At 49.5% G+C, this 23,307-nt stretch carries 20 protein-coding genes; 8 read left to right on the forward strand and 12 right to left on the reverse strand.

Annotation, left to right across the window (positions count from 1 at the left end; translation table 11 throughout):
* Positions 1–91 precede the first annotated feature (91 nt).
* From AB4124_RS02565 to AB4124_RS02580, 4 genes are all read right to left on the reverse strand, one after another.
* Positions 92–2,353 carry an MMPL family transporter gene (locus AB4124_RS02565; protein ID WP_441970973.1) on the reverse strand — a complete coding sequence of 754 codons (2,262 nt, stop codon included), beginning with the start codon at positions 2,351–2,353 and terminating at the stop codon, positions 92–94.
* Between the two features lie 29 nt (positions 2,354–2,382).
* Positions 2,383–3,468, reverse strand: a complete 1,086-nt coding sequence (locus AB4124_RS02570; RefSeq protein ID WP_441970975.1) for an HD-GYP domain-containing protein — start codon at positions 3,466–3,468, stop codon at positions 2,383–2,385.
* Between the two features lie 108 nt (positions 3,469–3,576).
* Positions 3,577–4,401 (reverse strand): undecaprenyl-diphosphate phosphatase, encoded by an 825-nt coding sequence (locus AB4124_RS02575; RefSeq protein ID WP_076324363.1) that lies wholly within the window; start codon positions 4,399–4,401, stop codon positions 3,577–3,579.
* Positions 4,402–4,470: 69 nt separating this feature from the next.
* Positions 4,471–5,904, reverse strand: coding sequence for a bifunctional metallophosphatase/5'-nucleotidase (locus AB4124_RS02580; protein WP_441970977.1), 1,434 nt, complete (start codon positions 5,902–5,904; stop codon positions 4,471–4,473).
* Between the two features lie 113 nt (positions 5,905–6,017).
* Here AB4124_RS02580 and moaD point away from each other — a divergent pair, with 113 nt between their 5' ends.
* Together moaD and AB4124_RS02590 are read left to right on the forward strand one after the other, a co-directional pair.
* Positions 6,018–6,755: a molybdopterin converting factor subunit 1 gene (gene moaD / locus AB4124_RS02585; RefSeq protein ID WP_339267303.1), complete on the forward strand. Its 738-nt coding sequence runs from the start codon at positions 6,018–6,020 to the stop codon at positions 6,753–6,755.
* Between the two features lie 87 nt (positions 6,756–6,842).
* On the forward strand, positions 6,843–7,889 hold the full coding sequence (locus AB4124_RS02590) for an HD-GYP domain-containing protein (protein ID WP_076324366.1): 1,047 nt from the start codon (positions 6,843–6,845) through the stop codon (positions 7,887–7,889).
* 273 nt (positions 7,890–8,162) lie between these two features.
* On the opposite strand, the gene sufB is transcribed toward AB4124_RS02590, so the two are convergent.
* The 6 genes from sufB to AB4124_RS02620 all read right to left on the reverse strand — a co-directional run bounded on the left by sufB (position 8,163) and on the right by AB4124_RS02620 (position 14,251).
* On the reverse strand, positions 8,163–9,560 hold the full coding sequence (gene sufB / locus AB4124_RS02595; RefSeq protein ID WP_076324367.1) for a Fe-S cluster assembly protein SufB: 1,398 nt from the start codon (positions 9,558–9,560) through the stop codon (positions 8,163–8,165).
* A gap of 33 nt (positions 9,561–9,593) precedes the next feature.
* Positions 9,594–10,013, reverse strand: a complete 420-nt coding sequence (sufU, locus tag AB4124_RS02600) for a Fe-S cluster assembly sulfur transfer protein SufU (RefSeq protein ID WP_098748444.1) — start codon at positions 10,011–10,013, stop codon at positions 9,594–9,596.
* Entirely contained in the window at positions 10,003–11,223 is a 1,221-nt protein-coding gene (locus tag AB4124_RS02605; protein WP_441970981.1) for a cysteine desulfurase, read from the reverse strand. Before AB4124_RS02605 ends, sufU begins: the two co-directional genes overlap by 11 nt.
* The gene (gene sufD / locus AB4124_RS02610; protein WP_076324370.1) at positions 11,220–12,524 is read right to left on the reverse strand and encodes a Fe-S cluster assembly protein SufD; all 1,305 of its coding nucleotides are present in this window, start codon (positions 12,522–12,524) and stop codon (positions 11,220–11,222) included. The genes AB4124_RS02605 and sufD overlap by 4 nt, the downstream gene beginning before the upstream one ends.
* Before the next feature lie 22 nt (positions 12,525–12,546).
* Complete coding sequence (gene sufC / locus AB4124_RS02615) at positions 12,547–13,329, reverse strand: Fe-S cluster assembly ATPase SufC (protein WP_076324371.1); 783 nt, start codon at positions 13,327–13,329, stop codon at positions 12,547–12,549.
* A gap of 445 nt (positions 13,330–13,774) precedes the next feature.
* Positions 13,775–14,251, reverse strand: a complete 477-nt coding sequence (locus AB4124_RS02620) for a Dps family protein (protein ID WP_076324372.1) — start codon at positions 14,249–14,251, stop codon at positions 13,775–13,777.
* Between the two features lie 308 nt (positions 14,252–14,559).
* Here AB4124_RS02620 and mtnK point away from each other — a divergent pair, with 308 nt between their 5' ends.
* Together mtnK and mtnA are read left to right on the forward strand one after the other, a co-directional pair.
* The gene (mtnK, locus tag AB4124_RS02625) at positions 14,560–15,783 is read left to right on the forward strand and encodes an S-methyl-5-thioribose kinase (protein WP_379406168.1); all 1,224 of its coding nucleotides are present in this window, start codon (positions 14,560–14,562) and stop codon (positions 15,781–15,783) included.
* On the forward strand, positions 15,780–16,859 hold the full coding sequence (mtnA, locus tag AB4124_RS02630) for an S-methyl-5-thioribose-1-phosphate isomerase (RefSeq protein WP_076324374.1): 1,080 nt from the start codon (positions 15,780–15,782) through the stop codon (positions 16,857–16,859). The genes mtnK and mtnA overlap by 4 nt, the downstream gene beginning before the upstream one ends.
* Before the next feature lie 172 nt (positions 16,860–17,031).
* Here the strand turns inward: mtnA and AB4124_RS02635 are convergent, their stop codons facing one another.
* On the reverse strand, positions 17,032–17,334 hold the full coding sequence (locus AB4124_RS02635) for a YunC family protein (RefSeq protein ID WP_076324375.1): 303 nt from the start codon (positions 17,332–17,334) through the stop codon (positions 17,032–17,034).
* Positions 17,335–17,566: 232 nt separating this feature from the next.
* On the opposite strand from AB4124_RS02635, the gene AB4124_RS02640 reads away from it, so the two are divergent.
* Positions 17,567–18,106 carry a hypothetical protein gene (locus AB4124_RS02640; RefSeq protein ID WP_339291604.1) on the forward strand — a complete coding sequence of 180 codons (540 nt, stop codon included), beginning with the start codon at positions 17,567–17,569 and terminating at the stop codon, positions 18,104–18,106.
* Positions 18,107–18,192: 86 nt separating this feature from the next.
* Here AB4124_RS02640 and AB4124_RS02645 read toward each other — a convergent pair whose 3' ends face one another.
* On the reverse strand, positions 18,193–18,573 hold the full coding sequence (locus AB4124_RS02645) for a DUF423 domain-containing protein (protein WP_441970985.1): 381 nt from the start codon (positions 18,571–18,573) through the stop codon (positions 18,193–18,195).
* Between the two features lie 211 nt (positions 18,574–18,784).
* Here AB4124_RS02645 and AB4124_RS02650 point away from each other — a divergent pair, with 211 nt between their 5' ends.
* From AB4124_RS02650 to AB4124_RS02660, 3 genes are all read left to right on the forward strand, one after another.
* A complete protein-coding gene (locus tag AB4124_RS02650; RefSeq protein ID WP_430106137.1) occupies positions 18,785–19,207 on the forward strand; it encodes a hypothetical protein in 423 nt (140 codons plus the stop codon).
* A 168-nt stretch (positions 19,208–19,375) separates the two neighbouring features.
* A complete protein-coding gene (gene yhbH, locus AB4124_RS02655) occupies positions 19,376–20,536 on the forward strand; it encodes a sporulation protein YhbH (protein WP_441970987.1) in 1,161 nt (386 codons plus the stop codon).
* A gap of 458 nt (positions 20,537–20,994) precedes the next feature.
* Entirely contained in the window at positions 20,995–23,205 is a 2,211-nt protein-coding gene (locus tag AB4124_RS02660) for an acyltransferase family protein (protein WP_441970989.1), read from the forward strand.
* Positions 23,206–23,307 lie beyond the last annotated feature (102 nt).

The raw sequence follows: 23,307 nt of genomic DNA on the forward strand, positions 1-23,307 counted from the left end.
TACGCTTTATGTACTCTACGGCTTTGATAATGTCCATTATATGATTATAACATACCCAAACAGAAGGCTTCTGCTTGTTTCGTCTGGGAAATCATCCGGTTTCCCCAGGTTTGTCTGAGCGTTCCTTGGAAGTAAGTTTGTGTGCCGGAAACATCCACCTTGGACTCCACCAATTCGCTTTGCCCATCATCTTCATAAACGCAGGCACAAGCAGCACCCGAATTACGGTAGCATCCAGCAGAACGGCTGCTGTTAGGCCTAAACCGATTGCTTTCATCACTTCATTATCCGTAAATACAAACGCACCCACAACGACGGCCAGGATTAAGGCAGCGCTTGTAATCAACCCGCCCGTGCTCTCCAGACCTTCAGCTGTGCTGAATTCGTTGTCCCCCGTCCGTTCATAGTTCTCCATCATACGCGAGAGCATCATAACTTCATAGTCCATCGATATGCCGAACACCACACAGAATATCAGAATCGGCAAAAGCGCAAAGATAGATCCCGTAGAGGAAACACCCAGCCACTGCGCGCCTATCCCCTCTTGAAATACCCACACTACGATACCGAGTCCGGCGCCGAGGCTGAGCATATTCATTATGCTTGCTTTTAAAGGGAGCACGACCGATCGAAACGCCAGGAGGAGAATGACATAGGTAACTACAAATACAAAAACCAGAACATAGGCGATTTTCTGATGGATGGCATCCATGATGTCCAGTTTGTATGCGGGACTTCCCGTGACATAGGTCGTCAGCTCATGAGTATCCATCGTCCTTAACGCTCGGACAAGCTGCATTGTAAGTGCATGGGATTCCCCATATTCTGGGATCACGGCGACGGCTGCTATATTCCCCCTTACAAAACGATGCTGCTCCAGCTGCTGGCGGATATCTTCGCGGGATAAATACTTCGATGCTTCCACTACCGATCCTCTGCCAATGCTCAGATAACTCTCTACCTGCTTCACACCCGGCATCATCCTGATTTCATCCGTATATGCCTTCATTAGCTCGATGCTGCGCGACTCCTCATAAGAGGCCGGAAGCTCCACCGCCACAACGATCGAATTCAAATCACGTTCGTCATAAGCCTGTGTGAGCAGGTCGTGACCATAACGGGATTCATAGGCGGGGGGAAGCACATCGGCTGCGGGGATCGCGATATTCATGTGCCTAACAGGATAAATCGCCACCAACAGTAAACCGATCGCTGCGATAGAGATGGTTACAGGATGCGCCATGACAAATCTGGAGAGCTTTCTCCACATACCGGAGGTCTGCCGTGCCCGAAGCGTCCGGTATGCGGCAGGGAATAGAGGGAGCGTTTCTATACGCGGGCCCAATATTCCCAATAATGCGGGAAGAAGCGTGTTACCGGCCAGCACCGATAACAGCACGACGGTAATGCCCCCTATGCTGAAGGAACGGAAGATCGGCAGGTCTATGAAACTCATCGCCACGAAACCAATCAACACAGCCGCACCGGAGAACATTACCGCTTTGCCGGCAGTTGCGCAAGTGACAGCCAGGGCAGCTCCCACATCTCCGCTCCGTGCCCGCATCTCTTCTTTGAAGCGGCTTACGACCAGCAAAGCATAATCGATACCCACGGCCAGCCCCAGCATCGTTACAACATTCGGAAGGAAATTGCTGATCGAACCGTCGGCCAAAGCGACGAAATATAGGATTCCCATCGTGACCACCACGCTGGCAACACCGGCTAACAATGGCAGAATCGCGGCAGTCAATGTTCCAAATACGACCGCCAGGATGAGCAAAGCTGCTGGAATGCCTACCATCTCGGCATGGATGATATCGCTTTTGACGGCTTGGTTCATGTCGGCGAAGATGGCGGTATTCCCTGTTATGTAAGTATCCGCTCCCGTGATGTCCGGAACCGAATCTCGAATCTCTTCAAACTGCTTCAAGGCTTCCGTGGAATCCAGATCCAGCAGCACCGTCACGGATACGATATGGTCCTGGCCTGCCTTATGAGCTGCCATGTTCATATAAATATCCCTGACATAGGGGCGGGCTCGCAAAGGCGCAAGCTCCGTCAATATTCGCCTCTGCGCCGTGCCTGCCGTCAGATTCTCATCGTGCTGACTGACTACGACAACATCCAATGAGGCTGCCGACAATCCTAATCCCTCTTCCAGCTTCTCAATCCCGATCTGGGCCGGACTATCCTTCGGCGTAAACCCGTTGTGCTGCAGAATGGACGGCAGCTTAAACGCAAACGGAAGCAGCCCGCAAAACAAAAGAAGCCAGGTCACAACAATGGCTTTACGGTAGCGATATATCTGTCGCCCCCATGTATGCAGCAATGTTGTATGGCTGTTACGTCTCACGAGTCAACCTCCTTAAGTGTAAGTTTGAACTATGGTGCTCGTCCGATACCAGCGATCATAATGGCCAGCGTTTCCGACAAATCCAATTCGTAAGGTGCAGATAGCGGTGTGCCTTCGGCATCCGTTAATACGCGGACAACGGGGCGATGAGGCACATGTGCGTGAATTTTGGATACCACTCCACTCTCACCCGTATGCAATTTCACGGTGATCCCTGGAGGATATATCGCTACCCGATCCCGAAACATGGCCAGGAATGACTGTTCATACAGTGTTCCCGAGCCTGCATACATCACCTCTACCGCTTGATGCGGCAATAAGGCAGGCTTGTACACCCGCTGTGTTGTCATCGCGTCGTAAGAATCCGTAATCGCAATCCATTTGGCGTATTCATGGATCTCAGATCCTTTCAAGGCTCTGGGATAACCGCTGCCATCCAGGCGCTCATGATGTGACAAGGCGCAATGCGCTGATAACAGCGGAATGTTGGGTTCATCTTTCAATATTTTGAACCCGATCTCCGTATGCTTCTGAACCTCGCGAAATTCTTCTTCACTCAAACGTCCTGGATGATTCAGCAGCTTCTGGGATATCCTCGTCTTGCCGATATCGTGAAGCAATGCCCCCAAGCCCAGCACCTTCAGATCCTGCCGATTATACCCGTAAGACACACCAAGAACCGTTGAATACAGACATACGTTAAGAGAATGACGATACAAGTTGTAATCGTTCGTATTCATATCGGTCAGCAGCACCATGCACTCGTCATGATCCGATATTTCATCCATAATAGACTCCATCATTCCAGAGAACGTTTTGCCTAAATGAAGGAAGCTTCCCTTCAGAGCAGCCTGGCTCTCCAGGGTCTTGAAGCTCGTCCGAATTGACTGGATCGCGTGCAGCCGAGTTTCCTCGGTCAACAACTCCGGAACCACGATATCCTCCGTCATCGGTTCCTCGATATAGACATACCCGAGTTCCAACGTGCCCAGACGGCGGATCAGCCCTGTTGTCAGCTCCACGCCTTCGGCAAGCAGAATTAAACCATCGCTATTATATATTCTTTTACCAAGAACCATCCCCGGCCTCAACGCGTTGATAGGTATAAGACGCAAAATCCGTCACTTCCTCTGCTATTCTCAAACTTGTGTGGGATATAGCGTCTAGTCTTCAGTGGATCACGATACGAAGAAGCCGGATCTCCTCCTTGTGTCTCCTCCTGCTTAATGCATGATAAACAGCCAAAAAACGGCAGCGAGAACAAAACGGTAGATCGCAAAATGAGTAAGCCTTATCTTCTGTATGAGCTTCATGAAGGCCAAGACGACAAAATAAGCGACAACAAACGAAACGATAAATCCGGCAAGAAATACACCGATCGTATCTAAAGTAAAATATCGATAAGAATCCAGCAATTCATATCCGGATGCAGCACACATAATGGGAATTGCGATAATAAACGAGAAGTCGGCCGATGCCTTATAGCTCACACCGCTAAGCATCCCCCCGGAGATGGTGGATCCCGAACGGGAAAATCCCGGCCATAATACGGATATGATCTGGTAGACGCCAATCTGAAAGGCCTGTTTATATGTCAAGTCATCCAAATCATGCGATGTCACTTGAACTTTATGTTTATTGTACCATTCTGCAAAAATCATAAAAATACCGCCGGCAACGAGTGCAAACAACACGGTCTGTGCATGGAACAGGCTCTTGATGAAATCCCTCGCAAAGAAAGCAACCAGCAGGGCCGGCGCAATCCCCAAAAAGATATGAATCAAATTCAATCGTCTTCGATGCATCTTCTTGGTCAATGGTTCACTTCGGCTCCAGCCGAGCAGATTCAAAATCCGATTCCAGTAAACAATCGCGATCGCCATAATAGCGCCAAGCTGAATAACAACCTCAAACGTCTTCATGATCGGAGTTTGATCGTCGTAACCGAGCACCTTAGCCGTCAAGATCATATGGCCTGTGGAAGACACCGGAATGAATTCGGTCAGTCCTTCCACAATCCCCAGTATAATGGATGTGATAAAATCCATGATCCTTCCCCTCCTTACCTTTGTCCTCCTCATATGTATGCTCGGCCAAAGGAAGTTAGTCGGGGATTGTCAGGATAACCAGCGTGGAATCATGGACTCTTCAAGCGAACCGGGCCTCGAAAGCTCACTTCGCAGCAAGTCTCTAATAAACTCCGGCAGCATATATACCGTGTCCTTGCCAAGTGACAACGACTCATATCCGATTTTGAAAGTGAACATGTCGAGTGTTCCCACCTTGTATTCTCGCTGCGGCTCTAGCGGTTGTCCCTTCATGGAGATATGCGTGATCTTGCGATAGGGCTCTCCGTTCTTGTCATAGTGAATCTTCAAGCCATCGACAGCCAGGCCGCCTAATATATAACCGCGGAAGCCAAAGCCCAGTATCTTCTTCCCGCTGAACTCCTGGAGCAGGCTTTCCTCAAGTGCTTGATAAATATGTTCTCCGCGCAGCTTAACGACACAGGGATTAATCGGGGACGGACACAGGCCATGGAGCATTCCGGTACTGATCTCGCCCTCCGGCAGCGGTCCTAGCAGCTGCCCCGAGTTCACGATAGAAAAATCAGCATCCGTATGCTGCAGCACTGCCTGAGCCAGCAGGTTCGCAAACGGCGACTCCTCCTCATAGTGAATGGGCAGACTACGGTCAATAACGGCTACGGCCTCCGTTAATTTCTCCCTTGCCAGCTCATGGTGTTTCATGATCGCCTGCTCTACGATGGGTTCCATCAAGTTTTTATCCACGGGCAGCAGACTTCCCTCTATACAGGTAAAGCGATCTTCTGCATGATCGCGCTGCATGACAAGGCGACCTACGTATTGTCCGAACTTGCCTGCACCGCACACGGCAGTCTTCCCAATCATCAGAGGCTCCTCAAGGATGTGATGGGTATGACCGCCTAGAATAACATCAATCCCCTCAACATTTTCTGCTAATCTTTTATCAATCGTTAGTCCTAAATGGGATAAAACGATCATGATATCACACTGGCCCTGAAGCGCTCGCACTTGCTCAGCAATAGCCTGCACCGGATCTCCGGCTTCCCAGCCTAACAATTGATAAAATCCTGCAAAAGCAGCCGTTGCGCCGGTGAGCCCGATTCGAATGCCTTCTCGTTCCAGGATCACATGCGGCTTCATCCATGAAGGAGGTTTACCGCTCTTTGTCTCGCTTATGTTGCAGCACACAACGGGACACTGCAGTCCGGCGTATACATTCTCCAGAACATCATACGAAATGGTGAGCCCTTCGTTATTGCCAATCGTGATGGCGTCGTATCCTGTCAAATTAATGACATCCACATTGGCTTGGCCCATCGTGCCTTCAGTTTCCACCGATGCCCGGTCCATATGATCACCGATATCCAGCACAATTGCCTTATCACCGGCAACCGCCTTTTCCCGGGAAATAAGTGCCGCCACATTACTCATCATTTCAAAATGGCTGTGAATATCGTTGGTATACAATATCGTCAGCTTCTGCTTGTTGCTTCCTAACCCCATCTGGCGGCCCCCTCCCCATGTTCGTTATTCCATAATTTCCGGTCTTACAAGCATAACATTTTAGCGAAGAATATGGTATATTGTAGCCCATAAGAATTACGAGGTGATGAAGAATGTCAACAACCATTTCTATATTATTATTTGCAGGATTAGCTGATCGAATCGGCACAGCTTCACTTACATTTAACGTACCGGGCTTTCCCCTTACAGCCGGGGAATTGAAGTTGCTTCTTAGCGGGGCTTATCCTGATGTCCAATCCCAGATTTCCACGGCTTTCGTCGCGGTCAATCAAGAGTATGCGTTATCGGATCAGCTTATTCAAAGCGGTGACGAGGTAGCTCTGATTCCACCTGTGTCCGGCGGTGACGGAACCGCCCCGCAAGACTCCGGATCCAGGTCCTCGGCAGATGGGAAGTGCTCTATATCCTACGACCAGCTGTCCGTAGAAGCAACCATTGCCAAAGTTCATGATGATAATCATGGAGCAACGCTTTCCTTTGTAGGTACAACGCGAGAGATGACCGGCCAGATGCGAACGGTTACGCTGGAGTATGAAGCATATATCCCGATGGCGCTAAAAGAGATGCAGCAAATATGCGCTGACATTTTTCGACAATGGCCCGGCACGCAATGTGCGATTTCCCACCGTATCGGTACGGTCGGTATTGGAGAAACCAGTGTTGTTATCGCTGTATCCTCCCCGCATCGGAATGCATGTTATGAGGCCAGCCGTTATGCCATCGAACAATTGAAGCGATCCGTCCCAATCTGGAAAAAGGAGATCTGGGACGATGGTTCGGAATGGAAAGGACCGCAGACCGGACCCTGGGACCCAACCGTTAGGCAATAAGTCATGATTACACATTGTAAAACCATAATTTTCTTGCTAAGATAGTTTTGATCTTTTTACTTATATAAGGGCAAGAGGTGCAATGATTTGAGAGTACATGTCACGGACCTGATACCCGGTGATCAAATGCAGGATGATGCTTACAACACAAACGGCGTTCATGTTCTACAAAAAGGAGCAACCCTTCGTTTAGAGGATATATCCAAGCTATTGCAGCACGGTATCGATTACATAGAAATAAACCCACGCAAACTGTCCGTATCCCTCGATTCATCATCTGAAATTTCAGATTCATACAACAAGGTTAAACCCCATTTCAATCTTGCATTTGACGGGTGCTCCACCTTATTTACCGAAGCGTCACAAACCGGTAAATTCAATGAGTCCGTTGTGGATGATGTTTTCAAACCCTTAGTCGGCTCTCTGAATGAGCATACGGATGTGGTCTCCTTGCTTCTGCTTTTTAATGGTAAAGACGATTATACCTACAGGCACTCCATTCAAGTAGGAATGTTATCGTACTATATCGCGGATTGGATGGGTTACTCCGACAAGGAAGCTTATGAAATCGGCAAAGCGGGCTATCTCCATGATATCGGCAAAAGCAAGATTCCAAGGAATATACTGGACAAGCCAGGGAAGCTGACTTCTGAAGAATATGAGAAAGTGAAGCTGCATACCATCTATGGTTACGAGATGATCTCCGAATCCATGGAAGATAAGGTCACCGCTATGGTCGCACTCCAGCACCATGAACGGGATGATGCTTCCGGCTATCCACGAGCGCTCCGTGCAGACCAGATTCATCCATACTCTCATATTTGCGCTGTAGCCGATGTATATAGCGCGATGACAACCAACCGGGTCTATCAATCCAAGCAGCAGCTGTTAACCGTACTTCGGGAGCTGTATCGTCTTAGTTTCGGTAAACTGAACGGCAAGCCGACGCATGCCTTCATCCAGCAGATGCTGCCGAACTTTATCGGTAAAAAGGTTCTGCTGACGACCGGCGAATCCGGCAGTATCGTCATGAACAATCCTTCGGATTACTTCCGTCCGCTCGTGAAGACTGAGGATCGATTCATCGACCTCTCCAAGGAATATAATACCGAGATCCAAGAGATTCTTCTGTAACCGGCGTTTTCGCCTAAGACCCCTTATGAATAACTCATATAACCGCCAGACTAGTATGCTGGCGGTTTTTTCGTGCGTTTTTGTGACTTTTCTCACATCATCTCACTCTTGATTTCTGGCAAAATAAAAGGCGTATCCTATCGAGACGAGCTCACGCAACTATAAATGTCACAATGAATCAACATGATATAAACAATCCAAGCATCCCCTGCATAAAAAAGGGGCAAACCACTCGTGCCCGAGTGATTTGCCCCCTGTGTATATAAGAACTATTTAGCCGATACTGCCTTCCATCTCAAACTTGATGAGTCGATTCATCTCAACGGCATACTCCATCGGAAGTTCTTTGGTGAATGGCTCGATGAAGCCCATAACGATCATTTGCGTAGCTTCAGACTCACTAAGGCCACGACTCATGAGGTAGAACAATTGTTCCTCGGACACCTTGGATACGGTCGCTTCATGCTCCAGCGTAATGTTGTCATTCTTGATCTCATTGTAAGGAATCGTATCAGACGTCGATTCATTATCGAGGATGAGTGTATCACACTGGATGTTGGCTTTCGCGCCTTCTGCATTGCGACCGAAGGAAGCCAGCCCACGGTACGTTACTTTACCGCCATGCTTACTAATGGACTTGGATACGATCGTAGAAGTCGTGTCCGGTGCCAAGTGAATCATTTTGGCTCCCGCATCCTGATGCTGGCCTTTGCCTGCTACAGCGATGGACAATACCATCCCTTTTGCACCGCGACCCTTCAGGATAACAGCAGGATACTTCATTGTCAGCTTGGAACCGATGTTGCCGTCCACCCATTCCATCGTTGCATTCTCTTCAGCAACGGCACGCTTGGTCACGAGGTTGTAGATATTCGGCGCCCAGTTCTGAATGGTTGTATAACGAACGCGCGCATTCTTTTTACAGATGATCTCGACCACCGCACTGTGAAGCGAGTTCGTGCTGTAGATTGGCGCTGTACATCCTTCTACGTAGTGCACGAAGCTGTCCTCGTCCGCAATGATCAGCGTACGTTCGAATTGGCCCATGTTCTCGGAGTTGATTCGGAAATACGCTTGCAGCGGAATTTCACATTTCACGCCTTTTGGAACATAGATGAAGCTTCCGCCAGACCATACGGCACTGTTCAGTGCAGCGAATTTGTTATCCGTTGGAGGCACCACTGTTGCAAAGTATTCTCTCAAGATCTCAGGATGCTCTCTGAGAGCTGTATCGGTATCCATGAAGATAACGCCTTGATCCTCAAGATCCTTTTGCATGTTATGGTAAACAACTTCGGATTCGTACTGTGCGGATACACCCGCAAGGAACTTCTGCTCTGCTTCCGGAATACCCAATTTATCAAAGGTTTCCTTGATCTCAGTAGGAACTTCCTCCCAAGTCTTGCCTTGCTTGTCGGAAGGTCTTACATAGTACTGGATATCGTTGAAATCCAGCTCGTCGAGATCGCCGCCCCAGCGAGGCATTGGCATTTTCTCGAACTGCTCCAGTGATTTCAAACGGAATTCCAGCATCCATTCCGGCTCGTTCTTGATTTTGGAAATTTCCGTTACGACTTCACGCGTCAAACCTTTGCCAGTTTGAAAAATAGCTTTGTGCTCGTCACGGAAACCATATTTATATTCTCCAATTTCTGGTGCCTTTTTAGCCATTTAACTTACCTCCCTATCGATCTATTGATTCACTTACTTCGCGTCTATTCCTTTTCGGAGTGCGTTCCACGCAAGAGTTGCGCATTTAATGCGTGCAGGAAACTTGTTAACACCGGATAGGGCTTCAATATCCTCGTACTCGTCAAAATCTACAGCCTCGCCTTTCATAAGGGAGGAGAACCGATCCGCCAGACTGATCGCTTCATCCAGCGTTCTGCCTTTTACAGCGTCCGTCATCATCGAAGCGGAAGACATGCTGATGGAGCAGCCTTCCCCTGTATATTTGGCATCGGCTACTACGCCGTTCTCTACCTTAAGCTGCAAGGAAATGCGATCTCCGCAAGTCGGATTGTTCAAATCGATGGTTACTGCATCGTCTTCAAACTTGCCGCGATTGCGGGGGTTCTTATAATGATCCATGATGACACGTCTGTACAAATCGTCAAGTTGCATCGCCAAAATACTCCTTTGTCTGGATTAAGGCGCTAACTAATCGATCAACGTCCTCTTCTGTATTATACAGATAAAAGCTCGCGCGTGCCGTAGAGGATACTTTTAACCAACGCATAAGCGGTTGACAGCAATGATGTCCTGCACGAATCGCAATCCCCTGTGCATCCAGCACGGTTGCCACGTCATGCGGGTGAACGTCGCCAAGGTTAAATGTAACGAGGCCTACTTTACGCTCACGGGGACCGTAAATGGAAATACCTTCGATCTCGGAGAGGCGGTTCATGGCGTAAGCCGCAAGCTGCGATTCATGCTGCTCGATGGTATCCATTCCGATTTCCTCCAGGAAATCGATGGCAGCGCCCAAACCGACAGCCCCTGCAATGATAGGCGTCCCTCCTTCAAACTTCCAAGGGAGCTCCTTCCAGTTCGACTCGTACAATCCAACATCATTGATCATTTCTCCGCCGAATTCGATCGGCTCCATTGATTCCAGCAGCGCCTTCTTGCCGTATAATGCGCCGATACCTGTTGGAGCGCACATCTTATGGCCGGACAAAGCGTAGAAATCGCAATCCAGGTCCTGGACGTCCACTTTCATATGCGGTGTGCTCTGCGCACCATCCACCACAATGACGGCACCGTGGCGGTGCGCGATTTCCGCCATTTGTTTCACGGGATGTACAACGCCCATCACGTTGGATACGTAAGCGATGGCTACAACCTTGGTCCGTTCGGTAACGAGTGCCTCTACATCTTCGACACGGATCGTGCCGTCAGGCTGCAGAGGAATATATTTCAGCGTAGCGCCAACGGCGATAGCCGCCTGCTGCCACGGTATGAGATTACTGTGATGCTCCATTTCCGTCAGGACAATTTCATCCCCAGGACCGCACACAGAGCGCGCGTAGGACGAAGCTACCAGATTTAGGGCCGTCGTCGTACCGCGGGTGAAAATAATTTGCTCCGAACTCTCGGCATTAATAAAACGGGCAACCTTCTCCCTGGCTCCTTCATAAGCATCAGTAGCACGGCTGCCGAGTGTATGAACCCCGCGGTGTACATTGGAGTTCTCCCACTCGTAGTACCGCTTGATAGCATCTATGACCACCTGCGGCTTTTGCGATGTCGCGGCATTGTCGAGATATACCAGCGGATGTCCGTTGATCTCCTGATGAAGAATGGGAAATTGCTCACGGACAGAGGCGATCATTGTCCCAGCTTCCTTTCAACGAGCCCCTGCAGCTGGTCGCGAAGTCCCTCAAGCGGAATTTCGCTGACTACCGGAGCCAGGAAGCCGTATATAATCAAGGATTCTGCCACGGTACGCGAAATACCACGGGACATCAGGTAGTAAATTTGCTCCTGATTCACTTGTCCTACGGACGCTGCGTGTCCAGCTGTTACATCATCCTCGTCAATCAACAGAATCGGGTTCGCGTCACCGCGAGCTTTCGGGCTGAGCATCAGCACACGCTCGGTCTGTTGTCCGTCCGCCTTCGTTGCACCCTTCTCGATCTTGGTAATTCCGTTGATGATGGCTTGTGCCTCTTCGCGCATAACCGCACGGGTAATCATCTGGGATTCGGAGCTCTTGCCATAATGCTTCGCTCGCGTGGTGTAGTTGAGCTTCTGGGAGCCGGAACCTACCGCGATGACTTTTGCATCAGATGTCGAGCCGTTGCCCTTTAGGATACTCATGGTATCGCTAGCTGTATCGCCATTGTTCATTTCACCAACGATCCACTCGATCGAAGCGTCATTGTCCAGCATCGCACGACGGAATGTAACATCGGTTACTTCCCCAGCCAATTGGTGAACGGAAGCATAACGCACCTTTGCGCCATTGTTGGCGAATACTTCCACCGCTCCGTTATGGGTCAACGGTGCTGCCAGAGAATCCGATACGTAGTTGTCTACATAAGTGATCTGACTGTTCGCTTCAGCTACGATCAGCACATGCGGAGCAAATGTTGCTTCGGCATCATCCGTCAGCATCACCGCTTGCAGAGGTACATCGACCTCCACATTCTTAGGAACATAGAGGAACACCCCGCCGTTCCATACAGCAGCATGCAGAGCGGCCATCGAATGCTCGTCATTCTTAAGCGCTTGATGCAGATAAGGTTTAACCAAATCCGCATGTTCTTTAACCGCTGTTTCCAAATCGGTGAAAATCACGCCTTTGGCGGCAAGTTCCGGAGCCAGACTTACATATACGGTTCCCGAGTTGCGTTGAATAACCAAGCCGCCTTCTCTTGAACCTTCGACAAGTTTGGCAACCTGTTCTGGCAATTCGTCAAGGGAAGCAAGTTTGTTGCTCTCTTTATATTCACCATAGCTTTGGATGTTCCAGCGCTCGATGCGTTGTTTCTCCAGCTTGGGCAGTTCCAACTGGCCAGCCAGTTCCAGGGAAGCCAAACGGCTGTCTGTCAGCCAGGCCGGTTCCTGTTTACTTTCGGACAATGCCTTCAGAGCCTCAGCGTTGACCGGAAGAATGGTTTGTGTAGTCATATCGTTTCCTCCTCCCGTCTATTTACGCGTCTTGACCTACAGTTTCATCAGTAATGCCCAGCTCTTCCTTAATCCAGTCATAACCTTCTGCCTCCAGGCGCTGTGCCAGTTCAGGGCCGCCGGATTTTACGATACGTCCTTGCATCATCACATGAACGTAATCTGGAGTGATATAGTTAAGCAAACGTTGATAGTGGGTAATAATCAAGAAACCGCGTTCTTCGGATTTCATGGCATTGACACCGTTCGCCACAATTCTCAAAGCATCGATATCAAGACCGGAGTCGATCTCGTCAAGCACGACGATTTTCGGATCCAGCATCATCATTTGCAGGATTTCGTTACGTTTCTTCTCACCACCGGAGAAACCTTCGTTCAGGTAACGGTGAGCGAACTCAGGATTCATCTCGAGCTCCTTCATTTTGCCTTCCATTTGACGAATGAACTTGATCAGGGAAATCTCATTGCCTTCACCCCGGCGTGCGTTGATGGAACTGCGCAGGAAATCGGAGTTCGTAACGCCGGCGATTTCGCTTGGATATTGCATGGCCAGGAACAGACCTGCGAGGGCGCGCTCGTCAACTTCCATCTCCAGCACGTCTTCATCGTTAAGGAATACTTTACCTTCTGTAACTTCATATTTAGGATGCCCCATCAACGCGGAAGCCAAAGTACTTTTGCCTGTACCGTTTGGTCCCATGATGGCATGAACTTCTCCGCCCTTCATCTCAAGGTTGATACCTTTAAGGATCTCCTTGCCTTCGATTGTTGCTTTCAATCCTTCAATGACAAACTTGGTTGACATATTAGATTCCCTCCGTTGAATAGGTAGTGTATTGTTGTCCTATATGATAACAGGATTGGACGCCCTGATTTCATAAAACAAAAAATAATTATTTATTTATAATCATTCTAAACTGATTATCAATGATTCTCAAGCCATTTTATAATAAAATATGACGTATTTCAACCGGACAAGCGTTTTACAGACAACATTCAGACAACCGTAACAATTAAAAAAACAGGCATGACCGATAGACCGGCCAAGCCTGTTTCGTTCGCCCTGTTCCCCTTCCTATCTGCTAATGCTCCTGAGAATCATTACTGCATCCGGCACCGGCATTTATCGCGCGTTGACAGACGGTGCTCAGGTCAACATCACGAGCTGAGGCACACGGCACGGTAACCGGCAACCTTAGCTCTTGCAAAATTCAAGGAAAGAACAGGCATCACTCTGTTGTATTCACGCTTTATCCAAGGAACGAACGAAGCATCCACATATGCTTCTCAAGATCAGCCTTAAACCCGGTGAACATGTCCGCTGTTGGCGCATCTCCGGCTTCCTCAGCCATTTCAATACCTTCCGCCAGCTCCTCAGATACGGTTGCAAAGTCCTCAATCAAAGCTTGTACCATGCCGCGGGTATCCTCGTTGCCCGAAGCCTCCTGGACTGTCGCAAGTTCCAGATATTCTTTCATCGTTGCAGCAGGTTTGCCTTTAATCGAGAGCAAGCGCTCCGCAACCTCATCCATTTTAAGTGTAACTTCGTCATACAGTTCTTCGAATTTAACATGAAGGGAGTAGAATTGCTCTCCGGTTACATACCAGTGATAATTGTGGAGTTTGACATAGAGCACGTTGAAGTTCGCAACCTGCTGATTCAACAATTGCTCCAGACTTGCGTTCTTCGTTTTTCCTGCAGCTTTGCCAGATGTAGTTTTTGCCATGGTTAATCCCTTCCTTTTCTATATGAAATGCACCCTGTACTGCGTCAAAGGAACATTCGGCAGAGCGGTGTATACCCATTGTAACTGGTACCATCTGCTAATGCCATTCCTTCCTTAATATATGAGTACATCCTGTGCTGGGGCGACTATTTATAGTTTACCCTTAGGACTACAAGGCGAATCAGTTTAAACAAACCTTTCGTCTTGCCAAAAAATTATACAAAATTCGCGAAAAAACGTTATACTAGGTAATACCAAGCAAAAAAGTTGGCTTTGTTTTCTTCTATTATATTTGGGGGTGACCATCCATGTCTGCATATCATCCGCTGAACGCGGAAGAAGCTATACAATTAGCTAAAAGTATACCCGGCCGGTTCCCGGACCATGCCCAGCTCGAATGCCACGAAATCGGCGACGGCAATCTCAATCTGGTGTTTCATGTCACCGCCAAAAATACAACTGATAGTATCATTATCAAGCAAGCTGTTCCTTATGCAAAAGTTGTAGGCGAATCCTGGCCGCTGTCTCTCGACCGGGCCCGCATCGAACGTCTCGCGCTGGAGACAGAGTACTCCATTTGCCCCGACCTCGTGCCCAAAGTATACGGTTATTCGGATGAGCTCGCCTACACGGTAATGGAAGACCTGAGCGAGTATACCATCATGCGCAAAGGCCTGATCGAAGGCAATGCCTATCCGAAGTTCGCAGAGCATATTGGCCGCTTCATGGCCAGAACCCTGTTCTACACGTCGGATCTGGGGATGAACCAACAGAAGAAGAAGGAACTTGCCGGCCGCTTTGTCAATCCGGATTTATGCAAAATCACCGAAGATTTAATCTTCGAAGATCCATACCGCGAATCCACCAATAACAATTATGCGCAGAGCATCGCCGATGAAGCCGAAGCCCTCCGTGCCGACCTTCCGCTTCACTTTGAAGTCGCGCTGCTTCGGGAGAAGTTTCTGACTCACGCACAGGCTCTGCTGCACGGGGATCTGCATACAGGCAGCATCTTCGTCACGCCGGAATCGACCAAGGTCATCGACCCGGAATTCGCTTATTTCGGCCCGATGGGATTCGATATCGGTGCGGTCATCGGCAATCTGCTGCTCAACTATGCGGCGCAGCCGGGCTGGAGTCAGGACGAGCATACGATGGCGGCCCGGGAAGCCAGACTCCTCGAGATGGCAAGCGACGTGTGGACCCACTTCGAGAACAACTTCCGCATGCTGTGGAACGATGATCTCTTGGACGAAATGTCCCGGACACCAGGTTATCAGGACCATTATGTATCACAGATCTTGAAGGACACCGCAGGATTCGCAGGCTGTAAAATGATCCGGCGCATCGTCGGATTGTCCCATGTTGCGGACATTGACACCATAACCGATGATAAAGCCAGAGAAGCTGCGCAGCGCAAAGCGCTTGCTATCGGCAAAAATCTCGTGCGTCATCATCGCAGCATCAAGTCCTTTGAGGACATTTTAACTTTGATCACACAAGCAACTACAGGAAATGAGGTATCGATATGAGCGGTATGACTACCGGCAATGCCAGCACCTACGAACCGCTAAGCTCGGTTTATTGGGGAGGAGACCATCTGGTCCTACTGGACCAGCGTTTACTCCCGGAAGAGATTGTCTATCTCCAGCTCTTCACACCGGAAGAAGTCTGGGAAGGCATTCACTCCATGAAAGTCCGCGGCGCGCCGGCTATCGGCATCGCGGCAGCATTCGGCGCGGTCCTTGGCGGCATGCAGGTTGAAGCCAGCGATAACGAGGGATGGCTGCAGCAAGTCGTAAAAACTTGCGCTTATCTCGCCACTTCCAGACCGACGGCCGTCAATCTGTTCTGGGCGCTGGACCGTATCAAGCTTGCGGCTGAGAAGCTGGCAGAATCGAAACTGGATACGGCCGGACTGAATGCATCGCTGCTCGCCGAAGCCGAGGCTATTCGGGCCGAGGACGAGGATGTATGCCGCCGCATCGGCGAAAACGCGCTGCCGTTCTTCAAAGAGGGTATGGGTGTGCTTACCCACTGCAACGCGGGCGGACTGGCGACTGCCAAGTACGGGACCGCACTGGCACCGATGTACCTCGCTCATGAGCAAGGGATGAACATCAAGGTGTTCGCCGATGAGACAAGACCTGTCCTGCAAGGCGCGCGTTTAACTGCTTTTGAACTCCAACAGGCGGGGATCGACGTGACACTGCTGGCGGATAACATGGCCGCCATGGTCATGTCCAAAGGGTGGATACAAGCGGTGATCGTCGGTACGGATCGCGTTGCCGCAAACGGCGATGTCGCCAATAAGATCGGAACGTATGGAGTAGCGGTACTTGCTAAAGCTCACGGCATTCCTTTCTACGTGGCGTGCCCGCTGTCGACGATTGATCTGAATACGAAGACAGGCGCCGATATTCCGATTGAGGAGCGGCCAGCGGAAGAGATCACGGAAGGTTTCGGCAAGCGCACAGCCCCGCAAGGCGTAAAAGTGTACAACCCTGCCTTCGACATTACGCCGAATGAGTATGTGACAGCGATCATTACGGAAAAAGGCGTCGTGCAGGCTCCTTATCATGAGAGCTTAAAAAGCTTGTTCGAATAGCCGCCATATCCGAATGTTTTATGGCATCATAAAACGGACAAACGGCCCTCCAGCCGTATTGTCCGTGTTTTTTTGGGTTTGCATGTTAGTGCATTTAGAGTTGATACTTTCTTATCTCTAAAAAAAGAGCGATCCGCACGGGAATCACTCTTGTAACGTAAGGATACATGACTCATAACATGCGTAGGATCGCATCCTTGCCAGCCAAGCCAGGATGAATGCCCCATTTCTCCGCCTCCAGGGTTACCGATTCCAGCGGCGCCTCCAGCAGCTGCTCCAATGTGCGAACCCCTACGGCTCTTCCTGCGATAATCTTGCGGTCCGCAAGCTTTTCGTTAAGAAGGCCCACATCGAGTGCACCGCACATAATATAGCCGCGGGAAGTGTATACGGCCAGCAGCGTTGTTTTCGGAAGCTGGACCTCGACGCCCATAACAATATGTCCTTCAATATCGATCGGCAGTAAAGTCACCAATATCAACAAACCTCCCCTCGCGTCGGCTTAGAATTATGTTTATTCTTTTGCAACCGACATGGTGCGAATGTCTCTGATATTATGCATTCCAACCTACGTATATGGTGCGAATGACTCGTAAGTCAATAGAATAAAGATGAAATACATATGACATTAGGACTATTATTATTCGAAAATTATGGTATATTTGATTCAGTAGAAAACATGTGAAAGCTGGTGAATGATAAAAGCTATGAACACAATTCCTGTCACCGATGATAACGGCTTTTTATTCAACGTTGATATTCTGGTCAAGAGTTCCTCCAACGCACTGGCTTTGCAATATTTGCTAGAAATGCTGAACGACAAGGCTGAAGTCGTCGATTTCCGGGTTAAGTCCGGAATGGAACTTGGAGAAATTATCAACACCTTGGTTCAAGCCAAGAAAGATTCCGTTATTAGCAAAGCTTCCGGGAAGATGGCTTCTGCCGCTTCTCAGAAAGAGAAACCTGTGCCACCTGCGACATCCTCGCCGGAAAAAAAGATCGCTGCAAGCGTCCCCCCTGTCCAAACTCCACTCACCGGAAGTGATCCTTTCGAATGGATTAAAGTATACAGTAAGGACAATCGCCTTGTTCGCCTGACAACCAACCGCCACGGCAAGCAGACAAGTCTGCCCTGCCGGATTCTCAACTATGATGAAAGCAATTTCCTGGTCAACGTTTATCATGTCGATGAGAAACAGGTGTATACCTTCAAGCTCAATGAAATTGACGAATTCAGCGTCAGCTGAGTCGGTATCACATCAACGGAATCCATTTTTAAAAAAACGGCTTCGCCGCCCCATAAGAAGGGATCGGTGAAGCCGTTTTTTTAACATCAGGCATTTTTTCGGGAGAGCGCCGAAGACATCAGCATCAGCCAGCCCACGATAAAGGAGACACCGCCGATCGGCGTGATCGCCCCAAGCCACTTGATGCCGGATATACTTAACACGTAGAGACTTCCGGAAAATATGACGGTTCCCGCGATGAATAAAGTCCCTGCCCAGAACAGCTTCCGGGATTCGCCCAGAATATTCGCCACAATCCCCGCAATCAGCACCGCAAGTCCGTGAATCATATGATAATGAACTCCGGTCTCATAAATGGCAAGTTCGTCCGGCGTAATCTTATCCTTCAGCATATGGGCACCGAATGCCCCGATAGCGACAGACAATGCCATCAGGATCGAACCCCATGCAATGAATCTACGACTCATGCCTTTTCAACCCCTTTTGTCAGTGGACACCCGTGTCCTTATGTAATCAAATTAAGTTTAACGGATTCGAAGAAGCTTTTCCACCGGCATGCAAGCGCTTTGGACTTGATTTCAGGGCCATTTTGTGAAAGATTAATAGGGATGTCTTTTTGTTGAAGACCCACATGTACCTATTAGAGAATGAATTCTTAAGTTAGGAGCGATTAAACACATGGATCAACAATCACCTTCCTCCCCATCCGAGGACCAAGGTTCACACAAACGACCCAAAACCACATTTATTCCACCCGAGGACAGAAAAAACTCTCGCTTCGGCATCGCCTCATTCATACTGTCGATCGTGACGCTGCTCGGGTATATTCTACTCGGCGCACTCGGCACAACGATGATTGAGCCTTACATGACGGAGAATGGACCAATCCTTGAGCCGACTCAGGAAACGCTGGAAGCAATGACCACGCTGGCGGCCGTGTTCATCCTCGTCATGGTCATTAATATCGTCGGCTTGGTGCTTGGCATTGTAGGCTGCTTCTCCAAAACGCGCAAGCGAGTCGTTGCCGTCATTGCTACCATTGTGAACGGCGTAGTCATTATCACCATCGGAGCCCTTTTCCTATTCGTATTAAGTGCTTAAGGAGCACCACTTCGAGACACTTGCCTGATTCATCTTTAGGTTAAGTGTCTTTTTCATGACAAACCCGGATTCATTACTCACATATCGCTCTTTCTCCCGAATATAATGAATTACTACAGCCGAAAAGACGGCAACCGAGTCAAGGCTGCACTTGGGAGGTGACTGTCCATGCAAAATGAAGACGCTCTGTCGTTTGTCGTATCTCGTGAAGACTGGTCGCTGCACCGCAAAGGCTACCAGGATCAGGTACGTCATCAGCATAAAATCCGTGAAGTCATCAAACGCAACCTGCCCGACCTTATTACCGAGGAAAACATTATTCTGTCCGACGGAAAGCAGATCATTAAAGTTCCGATCCGGAGCCTTGACGAATACCGTTTCATCTATAACTACCAAAAGCAAAAGCATGTCGGTCAGGGCGACGGTGACAGTCAGGTTGGGGACGTCCTGGGACGCGACCCTTCGTCAGCCCAGCCCGGTAAGGGGGAATCGGCCGGCGATCAGGCAGGGCAGGACATCGTGGAAACCGAGGTCAGCCTGGAAGAACTGGAGAATATGCTGTTTGAGGAACTGGAGCTCCCGCTGCTGCAGCCTAAGGATAAAGAGCAGATCGAAACAGAATCCATCGTTTTCAACGACATCCGCAAAAAGGGCATCATGTCCAACATTGACAAGAAGCGCACCATCCTGGAGAATCTGCGCCGCAATGCCAAAGACGGCAAACCCGGCATCCACGGCATCAGTCCGGACGACCTGCGTTACAAGACTTGGGACGATACCGTCATTCCGGAGTCCAATGCGGTTATTATCGCCATGATGGATACGTCCGGGTCCATGGGCTCCTTTGAGAAATACTGCGCGCGCAGCTTTTTCTTCTGGATGACCCGTTTCCTCCGCAAACAGTACGAGAAAGTAGAAATCGTGTTTATCGCCCACCATACCGAAGCAAAAGAAGTGACCGAGGAAGAGTTCTTCACGCGAGGTGAAAGCGGCGGAACCATATGTTCATCCGCTTATCAGAAGGCGCTTGATATTATCCATCACCGTTATCCCCCTTCCCAATACAACATTTATCCCTTCCACTTCTCCGACGGCGATAATCTCACGTCCGATAATGAACGCTGCGTCAAACTCATCGGCGAGCTGCTGAAGGTAAGCAACATGTTCGGTTACGGTGAGGTCAATCAATACAATCGCAGCAGCACACTGATGTCGGCCTATAAGAATATCAAGCTGGACCAATTCATGTACCATGTCATTAAAGACAAAGGGGAAGTCTACGAGGCGCTCAAAACCTTTTTTAGTAAACGGCAAGGAGCCGCCATCTAATCCATGTACTATATTATTCAAAGGGAAATCATGGATATTTAATCATCCAGATATTGGAGGAGGTGGGGACCTCCTCTTTCTTATGGCCTGCAACGATACAGCTAACAGTTCGTTACCGAAGAATGGATATACCAAACATAAAGGCTTGTCATTTCAAATGAAAAATCTGTCTTATTATTGACATCACAATGTAGCCGTAGGTTCATTTTTTTGTCACCTTCTGTTTTTCCAAGGATGGTAGTATTAGCTATGACATCTTGTTGCAGGATATTACAGGATTCGATATGCGTCTCCTTAATTTAAGATATCCTCCTATAAAGGAAAGGGAAGGTTTACCATGTTCCAAATGACACATTCACTACTCAGCACCCAGACGTTTGAGAATATGTCCTACATATTATCGCAGCGGCTGTTACAGGGCGGCATAAGCGCAGATCCTTCGAAAGGAGCGATCTCCCGTGCCGGTATCAGATAAGCCACGTTCACGCTACATGCCCGGTCTCGATGGGCTTAGGGCCCTCGCCTTGATCGGGGTAATGGGATACCACTGGAATTTTGGTTTTGCAGGCGGTGGTTTTCTCGGAGTAAGTTTATTCTTCGTACTGTCCGGGTATCTCATTACAGATATTCTCGCATCGCAATGGCATCATCAGCGCCGGATTGATCTGAAAGATTTCTGGATACGAAGGTTCCGGCGTCTCCTGCCGGCCATGCTGCTCATGCTGTTCATCCTTGTGGTATGGGTTACGCTGTTTGACCGATCGCGACTGGCTACGCTCCGGAGTGAGGTGCTCGGCGCCGTTACATACATAAGCAACTGGCAGTTTATTTTTCAGCAGCAATCTTATTTCGAATCATTTGGCCCACCTTCTCCACTGGGGCATTTCTGGTCGCTTGCCGTGGAAGAGCAGTTTTACTTACTGTGGCCTTTGATCATGTTAGCGGTTCTCAAGCTATTCCCCCGCAGGGGACAGCTGTTCACTTTCATTGCTGCCGGAGCCGCGATTTCGGCTTTGGCCATGGCGATGATCTATCAGCCGGGAGATGATCCTAGCCGGGTCTATTATGGAACGGATACCCGAGCGTTTGGTCTGCTCATTGGAGCTGGGCTGGCTGTCGTATGGCCCAGTTGGAAGCTGTCCACCCCTGTATCAAGGGCTACCCGGCGCAGACTCAATGTGACAGGCGCCGTGGCAATGCTTATCATACTCTCCATGATGTGGCAGGTGGACCGTTACGATTCGTTCCTGTATCAAGGAGGCATGTTTCTCTTCTCTCTTGCTGCCGCCGTCCTCGTTGCGGTGTTGGCGCACCCAGGAGCTTCGATCAGCCGCTTGTTAAGCTGGAAGCCCCTGTTATGGATAGGCGTTCGATCCTATGGAATTTACTTATGGCATTACCCGGTGATGATCCTGACCTCACCTGCATCCGGTTCAGGCGATCTGAGTTTGCCTCAGGTTGCACTGCAAATCGCGGCAAGCGTTCTGCTGGCCGCCCTATCCTGGAAGTATGTTGAAGAGCCGATACGACATGGCGGACTGAAGAAATTATGGTTTAAGGCCCGATCCATTCGGCGCCGTTCGATTTCGATTTCGTTAAGAGGCTGGGTCGTTTCGATAAGCTCGCTAATTCTAATCGGCGTTTTTTGCTCGGGGATGATGAGCAGTGTATCCTCTGCGAGAACGGTAGGTGATATCGCTGCCATGCTAAACCTCGATGATCCTGCCCCGGAAGAACCGGACCAGACTGAAGGTGGAGAGGCCGGAGCGATGGAGCCACCACAAGGACAATCGCCGCTTCCTGCAGACACGAACGGGAAAGTACCCCCGCCTCCTACCGACGCGAAGCAGCCTGGTGTTGTGAAGAAGCCAAACTCCGATGAAGAAGCGGATCAACTGCCGATTCCGGATGGAGCAACAGGGTCTGGCAATGACGATGCTGGCGGGGACGAAGAGCCGGACCATCCTGTTGGAAATGACGTTGACAACAAAGATGAGCCAACCGATGCAGGGAACGGAAGCTCCGATAAGGCTGATTCCGGGAAAACAATCCCGGATCAACCGAATGAAGATAAAGCTGATAAACCTGGTGAGGATAAGGCTGATAAGCCAGTTCAATCCAAGGACTCGGCAGGCAAAACGACAGGCGGAAAGAGCAATCCTACGAAGCCAACGAGTAAGCCTCAAAATCCTCCGGTATCCAAGTCCGCCATCACGGCCATTGGGGATTCGGTCATGCTCGGGGTCTCCCCTTATCTGGAAAAATCGCTGCCTGGCATTCACATCGATGCAGTGATAGGCCGCCAAATGCGTCAGGCCGATGACCTGATTCCCGTTATGAAAGCCCAGAACCGGATAGATGGCGGCATTATCGTCATCGGGCTGGGAACCAACGGCGCTTTCTCGAAAAAGGATCTGGATTCTCTTCTGCGTCCGCTGGATTCGGCTAAGCAAATTCTGCTTATCAACACACGGGTTCCACGTGATTGGGAACAGAACGTAAACGGCATGCTGGCAAAAGCGGCTGCCCAGAACCCGAAGGTTACGTTGGTGGATTGGTATTCAGCCAGTAAGGATCATCCGGAATACTTCCGGTCTGACGGCGTCCATCTGGAGCCGGAAGGTGCCGAGGCCTACACGTCCATGCTGCTTCAAGCTATCAAGAAATAAAGCGTTTATCCTGATTCTTGCCATCATTCATTCTCATATCGTCGACCTGATCTCATCCTTCTATGAGACAGGTCGACTTTTTAGTTATATACGTAATCGGAA

The organism is Paenibacillus sp. 2KB_20, from assembly GCF_052115765.1.
Lineage (GTDB): Bacteria > Bacillota > Bacilli > Paenibacillales > Paenibacillaceae > Paenibacillus_AQ.

Coding starts and splice junctions, on each gene's coding strand:
- AB4124_RS02575 (WP_076324363.1), bottom strand. CDS start 4,401: ATGGATTTTATCACATCCATTATACTGGGGATTGTGGAAGGACTGACC.
- AB4124_RS02580 (WP_441970977.1), bottom strand. CDS start 5,904: ATGGGGTTAGGAAGCAACAAGCAGAAGCTGACGATATTGTATACCAAC.
- moaD (WP_339267303.1), top strand. CDS start 6,018: ATGTCAACAACCATTTCTATATTATTATTTGCAGGATTAGCTGATCGA.
- sufB (WP_076324367.1), bottom strand. CDS start 9,560: ATGGCTAAAAAGGCACCAGAAATTGGAGAATATAAATATGGTTTCCGT.
- sufU (WP_098748444.1), bottom strand. CDS start 10,013: ATGCAACTTGACGATTTGTACAGACGTGTCATCATGGATCATTATAAG.
- AB4124_RS02605 (WP_441970981.1), bottom strand. CDS start 11,223: ATGATCGCCTCTGTCCGTGAGCAATTTCCCATTCTTCATCAGGAGATC.
- sufD (WP_076324370.1), bottom strand. CDS start 12,524: ATGACTACACAAACCATTCTTCCGGTCAACGCTGAGGCTCTGAAGGCA.
- sufC (WP_076324371.1), bottom strand. CDS start 13,329: ATGTCAACCAAGTTTGTCATTGAAGGATTGAAAGCAACAATCGAAGGC.
- AB4124_RS02620 (WP_076324372.1), bottom strand. CDS start 14,251: ATGGCAAAAACTACATCTGGCAAAGCTGCAGGAAAAACGAAGAACGCA.
- mtnK (WP_379406168.1), top strand. CDS start 14,560: ATGTCTGCATATCATCCGCTGAACGCGGAAGAAGCTATACAATTAGCT.
- mtnA (WP_076324374.1), top strand. CDS start 15,780: ATGAGCGGTATGACTACCGGCAATGCCAGCACCTACGAACCGCTAAGC.
- AB4124_RS02640 (WP_339291604.1), top strand. CDS start 17,567: ATGAACACAATTCCTGTCACCGATGATAACGGCTTTTTATTCAACGTT.
- AB4124_RS02645 (WP_441970985.1), bottom strand. CDS start 18,573: ATGAGTCGTAGATTCATTGCATGGGGTTCGATCCTGATGGCATTGTCT.
- AB4124_RS02650 (WP_430106137.1), top strand. CDS start 18,785: ATGGATCAACAATCACCTTCCTCCCCATCCGAGGACCAAGGTTCACAC.
- yhbH (WP_441970987.1), top strand. CDS start 19,376: ATGCAAAATGAAGACGCTCTGTCGTTTGTCGTATCTCGTGAAGACTGG.